Consider the following 561-nt stretch of genomic DNA (forward strand, 5'->3'; position numbering starts at 1 on the left):
CTGTGTTCATCACGTACTGCGTGCCGCCGACCAGCGCGGTGATCCTGTTGTGGCAGGCGATCTCCGCTGCCGTGAACTGCTCCTGCGCCACCGCCACGTCATGCATCAGCGCCTGATGCCCGGCGACCTTGTCCGCGTCCTCGGTCCACTTCTCGTCGAACTCGCCGCTGTCGGTTCTCAGCCCGGCGACGAACGCGACGGCGTCGCGCTGCAGCTGTTCCAGCCGCCTCGCGACGGGCGCGACCTCGGCGGCGTAGGCGGACAGGGCGTCCGCGACCCTGGCGACCTTGTCGGCGAAGGCGTCGGCGGCATCCCGGGCGGGCGCGGTCGACGCGAACAACTGCTCCGCCTCCGGCGCCTCGTAGAACGCGGACAGCCCCTGGAACTGCCGGTGCGCTTCGCCTCCCGCCTTGCGGATACCGTCGCCGTCGGCCCGGAGCGCGTCCACGTGCTGCTCCAGCTGCCCCAGATCTCCGGTGAACAGCGGAACAGCCTCGGGCTTGATCACGGGCCCCCCGCCCCCTGCCCCATCGGCGCCGCCGACCAGCCCCCGGGCATATC

At 71.7% G+C, this 561-nt stretch carries 1 pseudogene; it reads right to left on the minus strand.

The features are described from left to right. Positions 1 to 508, minus strand: a pseudogene (locus tag V5O46_RS31635) (hypothetical protein); the annotation flags it as partial. Positions 509 to 561 lie beyond the last annotated feature (53 nt).

The organism is Streptomyces poriticola, from assembly GCF_036689765.1.
Lineage (GTDB): Bacteria > Actinomycetota > Actinomycetes > Streptomycetales > Streptomycetaceae > Streptomyces > Streptomyces poriticola.